Source organism: Blautia sp. ZXY-1-B12, assembly GCF_056339915.1.
Genome location: NZ_JBWJVP010000021.1, coordinates 1 through 5,783, shown reverse-complemented (window position 1 = coordinate 5,783; position 5,783 = coordinate 1). Strand labels below are relative to the sequence as shown.

Genomic DNA, 5,783 nt, shown 5'->3' with positions numbered 1-5,783 from the left:
CCGGGACAACAGTTTTCCACATTTTTTTAAATAATTGTTCTGGTGTATTTGCGCAGGCAGATGCAGCAGAACTGTTTTCTATGTTATCTGCATTTATACGAGAGTAAATTTTGCTGCAAAATCTATCTCCGTATCCGGAATCTTCATGTCGTTTTCGCATTTCTTCCCATTTAAAGAGTTCATTTTTATTTACACATAACTGGAAATCATGTGCAGCAGCCAGAAGTTTCCATAGACGTTTCTGCATGGGTACAGCTCTGTCCTGGATGATATCTATAAGCATATCACGGGTGTCCATAAGTGCAGTGAACAGGAAATAATCAAAGTCATCATAGACTTCTTCTTTTGTCTTTTTTTCTTTTGTGATAAAATGTACCTTTTCTTTTTGGGAAAGTAAAATCCTTGCTGCCTCCGGACAGGAGAGCGACAGGGAAATCTCACGCAGACCTTCAAATTCTTCAATATGTCTAGGATAATTTCTGCAGGTTCTTGCAGAAACATTTCCGGTCCTGCTTCTGTGTAGATATCACACAGATTCTCTTCGTTGAGAAAAGCACAGCGTCTGTTATACTGGCAGAAAACATGTTCTTTCCAGTCAATATCATTGTGCAGGCGATTGCGGAACGGACCTTTAAAGTGCTGGTACTTCTTCAGTGTCTGATCGTCAATTACGATCTGCCATCCTGCGCAGCAGGTATCCGGACAGGCTCCTGCAATGCAGGAAAATTCTTTATAGTAGTTTGGAAATGTGTATTGCATGATATTAAATAGGATCCTTTCTTTTTTTCTTAAGTTTACGGTAAGTTCCTGCAGTCATGCCACAGGATTTGCGAAAGCTCTGGGAGAGATAACTCTGAGAGGAGAATCCTGTCAGATGGGCAATGTCTGAAATTCCGTAATCAGTATTTTCCAGAAGTTCTTTACATACCTCGATTCGCTTTCTGTTTAGATAGTTCATAGGAGAAATCCCATAATATTTGGTAAATTCATGACTGAGATAATACTTGTTCAGGTGGCTGATGGCAGACAGATGATCAAGAGAGATGTTTTCTCCGTAGTTAGAATCAAGAAAACGTTTGATATTTGCACATTCCCTGCTTGGATGTTGTGCTGTGATCAGTTCGAAAGGAGAATCTGTAATTCGCCGAAGCTGAAGAATCAAGATATTAAGCATATATATACAGATTTTTTCGTACCCTTCAGATTGATTGTCCAGTTCCTGGAACAGAGAGTTAAAGTAAAAAAGCAGATCTGTTTTCTTTTTTCGGCAGTTAAAGATACGATATTCTTTCTGATCATTAAAAGAGAAGGATAATCCGCCTACTCCCACTGTGAAATAGCTGAGAGGAGGATTTCCCCTGGAAATTTCAGTATGATTAATGTGAGGGTTAACAATGATCAGGTCATCCTTTGAGATGGGGTAGATTTTGTCCTCAAGCAGGAATTCCCCTGTCCGTCCCGCACATAGAATAATTCAGTAAAGGCATGGGAGTGGGGAATGCTTGGCCAGTCACCTTCATAGAGGGAAGAAGATGCATTCAGAAGTGTGATCTTCTGTGGAGTAGTATCTTCAGGGCTGAAGCGAAGAGAATGTGTACTCATAAAAAAATTTCGCCTCCATAATTTAGCAATTTTGTCTGATATAAAAAAGTGAACAAAAATAATAGAGGGAATCTGTTCTGCGTTTAGTTGTTGCGACTGGACTAAATGCATAAAAAAACAATAAAAATCAAAATAATATAGAACATAATATCTAAAAACAGAATTCCCTTCAAAATTTCTGATAACATTTTTTATATAATATCATAATTCAATGCGCACAGCAAGATTTCTAAAAAACAAAGCAAAAAGAGAATTGAAAATGTTTTGGAAAGAACGTATTCTATAAACATATAAGGCGCAAGAAAGAGCAGAATCAGGTCAGATAAGTAAAAAAATAAGACAGGTTTATACAGAGAGGAGACAAACAACAATGAAAAAAGGCCGTGTAACAATACCAACCAATCTGGACGTAGTGCCACAGACACTGGAGATACTGGATGAATGGGGTGCAGATGCGATTCGTGACTGTGACGGAACAGAATTTCCGAAGGAATTAAAAGATACTGGCTCCAAGATATATGCAACCTATTATACAACCCGTAAGGATAATGAATGGGCAAAGGCACATCCTGAGGAAATCCAGCAGATGTATATCATGACATCCTTCCATACAGCAACAGAGGATAAGCTGAAAATTCATCTGATGGATCATTTATATCCGGATATGCTGGCGGTGAATACAAGAGATGATATCTACAGATGGTGGGAAGTTATAGACCGTACTACCGGGGAACCGGTATCAACAGAGCTGTGGAGCTATGATGAAGAAACCGGTAATGTAGTGATCAGAGCTGCAAAGCTGTTTCATGAATACACTGTAAGCTTCCTGGCATATATCATGTGGGATCCGGTACACATGTACAATGCAGTAGTAAATGACTGGAAAGATGTGGAACCGCAGATTACATTTGATGTGCGCCAGCCGAAAACAAAAGCTTATTCCCTGGAACGTCTGCGCAGATTTCTGGATACTCATGAGTATGTGGATGTTGTGCGCTTTACTACATTTTTCCATCAGTTTACTCTTATATTTGATGAATTTGCAAGAGAGAAATATGTAGACTGGTTTGGCTATTCCGCTTCAGTCAGCCCATATATTCTGGAGCAGTTTGAGAAAGAAGTGGGTTATCCTTTCAGACCGGAATATATCATTGACCAGGGATACATGAACAATACCTACCGGATTCCCTCAAAAGAATTCAAAGATTTTCAGGCATTTCAGAGACGTGAAGTTGCGAAACTTGCCAAAGAGATGGTAGATATCGTACATGAATACGGAAAAGAAGCCATGATGTTTATGGGAGATCACTGGATTGGCATGGAACCGTTTATGGACGAATTTGCATCTATCGGACTGGATGCTGTAGTTGGAAGTGTTGGAAATGGTGCGACTCTGCGTCTGTTCAGTGATATTAAGAATGTAAAATATACAGAAGGACGATTTTTGCCATACTTTTTCCCGGATACGTTCCATGAAGGCGGCGATCCTGTAAAGGAGGCAAAAGTGAACTGGGTAACAGCAAGAAGAGCCATCCTTCGAAGCCCGATCCAGAGAATAGGCTACGGCGGATATCTGAAACTTGCCCTGGAATTCCCGGATTTTGTACAGTATATCAAAGAAGTCTGCGAAGAGTTCCGCACTTTATATGATAACATTCAGGGAACGACTCCTTATTGCGTAAAACGGGTAGCAGTCCTGAACTGTTGGGGAAAGATGCGCTCATGGGGTAACCATATGGTACATCACGCCATCTATTACAAGCAGAATTATTCTTATTTCGGAATTATCGAAGCATTAAGCGGCGCACCGTTTGATGTATCATTTATCAGCTTTGACGATATCAAAGCAGACAAAGATCTTCTGAAGAAATTTGACGTAGTGATCAATGTGGGAGATGCGGACACTGCACAGTCAGGCGGCGAGAACTGGATCGACGAAACAATCATCACAGCAGTCAGAGAATTTGTATATAATGGCGGTGGATTTATCGGTGTAGGAGAACCGGCAGCACATCAGTGGCAGGGCAGATTCATTCAGTTAGATGATGTACTTGGAGTAGAAGAAGAACATGGATTTAACCTGAATACAGATAAATATAACTGGGAAGAACACAGAGATCATTTCATCCTTAAAGATGCAGAAGGCGAGGTTGATTTCGGTGAAGGTAAGAAGAACATTTATGCCTTACCGGAAACAGAAATCTTAATCCAGAAAGACCAGGAAGTGCAGATGGCTGTAAAGACTTTCGGTAAAGGAAGAGGCGTTTATATCAGCGGACTTCCATACAGCTTTAAGAACAGCCGCGTGCTTTATCGTGCAGTCCTTTGGTCAGCATCCGCAGAGGAAGAACTTCACTGCTGGTATTCAACCAACTACAATGTAGAAGTACATGCTTACGTAAAAAATGGAAAATACTGCGTAGTCAACAACACTTACGAACCACAGGATACAGTAGTTTACAGAGGTGATGGAAGCAGCTTCCGGTTACATATGGAGGCAAATGAGATCAAATGGTATCAGATATGAAAGATATCGGATATGAAAGATATCGGATAGATTTTATCTGTAAAATAGATTGAAAAGAAAGTCAGTGAAGAAATAACAGAACAGGTTCAGACGTGAGCAGAATGCTTTTGCCTGAACCTTGTTTTGATGTGTCAATAAGTTGATTTTTGAACAATCTTGCGTTTGAATTTCTTATTTACGCATTGTTGTCGGTCGCTGTAGCCACCGGCATACAATTATTTGATTAAGCTGTTATCATCAAAGTAGTTGATCTGCATTGCTGAACGAACATCATGAAGTGTCTGTGCAGCTTTTGCTTCAGCAACCTTGCTTCCCTCTTTGAGGATATCATATACATCATCAAGATGCTGCTCCCAGTATTTACGTCTCTCGCGGATTGGAGAAAGCTCTGCCTGGAGTACTTTGTTCAGGAACTTCTTAACCTTGACATCACCCAGACCGCCGCGTGTATAATGGGCTTTCAGTTCATCCAGATTCTGATATTCAGGCAGGAACTCTGCGAAATATTCCGGTTTACAGAATGCATCCAGATAAATAAATACAGGGTTTCCTTCCACACGTCCCGGATCTTCCACACGAAGATGATTCGGGTCTGTGAACATGGACATAACCTTCTTCTTAACATCTGCTTCTTCATCTGAAAGGTAGATGCAGTTTCCGAGAGATTTGCTCATTTTTGCTTTTCCGTCAATACCTGGCAGACGTAAGCAGGCTTTATTGGATGGCAGAATAATCTCAGGCTCTGTCAGAGTTTCGCCATAAACAGTATTAAATTTGTGTACGATCTCCTTGCACTGCTCGAGCATTGGAAGCTGATCTTCGCCAACCGGAACAGTAGTAGCGCGGAATGCAGTGATGTCTGCAGCCTGGCTGATCGGATAGCAGAAGAATCCAACAGGGATGCTTGCCTCAAAATTACGCATCTGGATTTCAGATTTAACTGTAGGATTACGCTGTACACGTGCCACAGTAACAAGGTTCATATAATAGAAAGTAAGCTCTGTAAGCTCCGGAACCATGGACTGGATAAAGATAGTGGATTTCTCAGGATCAATGCCGCATGCAAGATAATCCAGGGCAACCTGAAGGATGTTCTGGCGAACTTTCTCAGGGTGTTCAGCGTTATCTGTTAATGCCTGTGCATCTGCGATCATAATATAAATTTCATCATATAAGCCGGAGTTCTGTAAACGAACACGCTCGGATAATGAACCAACATAATGTCCAACATGAAGGCGGCCTGTTGGGCGGTCACCGGTTAAAATAATTTTGCTCATTTTGCTCTCCTAAAAGTAAATTCCGATTTTCCAGAGAGTTTCTGGAAATTCTCAGTTACTACTATTATCAGGCCTGCGAATGTTACCGTCAATGATTTTGGGGGAATAAATGAGGATATAATTTATTGAATATTTATGCAATAAATACATTTACAGAATTGATTAAAAGAAAAGATTCTGCTAGAATAATAAATAGCTTCCGGCAGGATTGCAGAGATGCGTAACAGAAATATGTCATGCGTTGTATGATAAGATAAAAGGAGTATTTACCATGCCAGTATTTGATTTCAGCGGTGCTTCAGACAAGAAACCAGGTGTACAGTCTGAATGTACCTACACTACTTTCCAGTCTAATGAAAAGGAGACTTCCCCTGAGA

General features: G+C 40.6%; 4 protein-coding genes and 2 pseudogenes. 1 reads left to right on the top strand and 5 read right to left on the bottom strand.

Translation table 11 applies throughout. The features are described 5' to 3' along the window. The 4 genes and pseudogenes from AC075L_RS01505 to AC075L_RS01490 form a co-directional block, all read right to left on the bottom strand. Window positions 1-430 (bottom strand): annotated as a pseudogene (locus AC075L_RS01505) (flagellin lysine-N-methylase); the annotation flags it as partial. A 128-nt stretch (window positions 431-558) separates the two neighbouring features. Further along, window positions 559-759, bottom strand: a pseudogene (locus tag AC075L_RS01500) (flagellin lysine-N-methylase); the annotation flags it as partial. Between the two features lie 4 nt (window positions 760-763). Further along, a complete protein-coding gene (locus tag AC075L_RS01495) occupies window positions 764-1,174 on the bottom strand; it encodes a helix-turn-helix transcriptional regulator (RefSeq protein WP_476387067.1) in 411 nt (136 codons plus the stop codon). A gap of 224 nt (window positions 1,175-1,398) precedes the next feature. Then, window positions 1,399-1,602 (bottom strand): hypothetical protein, encoded by a 204-nt coding sequence (locus tag AC075L_RS01490; RefSeq protein WP_476387066.1) that lies wholly within the window; start codon window positions 1,600-1,602, stop codon window positions 1,399-1,401. Between the two features lie 370 nt (window positions 1,603-1,972). Here AC075L_RS01490 and gnpA point away from each other — a divergent pair, with 370 nt between their 5' ends. After that, window positions 1,973-4,129 (top strand): 1,3-beta-galactosyl-N-acetylhexosamine phosphorylase, encoded by a 2,157-nt coding sequence (gnpA, locus tag AC075L_RS01485; protein ID WP_118633033.1) that lies wholly within the window; start codon window positions 1,973-1,975, stop codon window positions 4,127-4,129. A gap of 215 nt (window positions 4,130-4,344) precedes the next feature. On the opposite strand, the gene trpS is transcribed toward gnpA, so the two are convergent. Beyond that, window positions 4,345-5,406 (bottom strand): tryptophan--tRNA ligase, encoded by a 1,062-nt coding sequence (trpS, locus tag AC075L_RS01480; protein ID WP_022380250.1) that lies wholly within the window; start codon window positions 5,404-5,406, stop codon window positions 4,345-4,347. Window positions 5,407-5,783 lie beyond the last annotated feature (377 nt).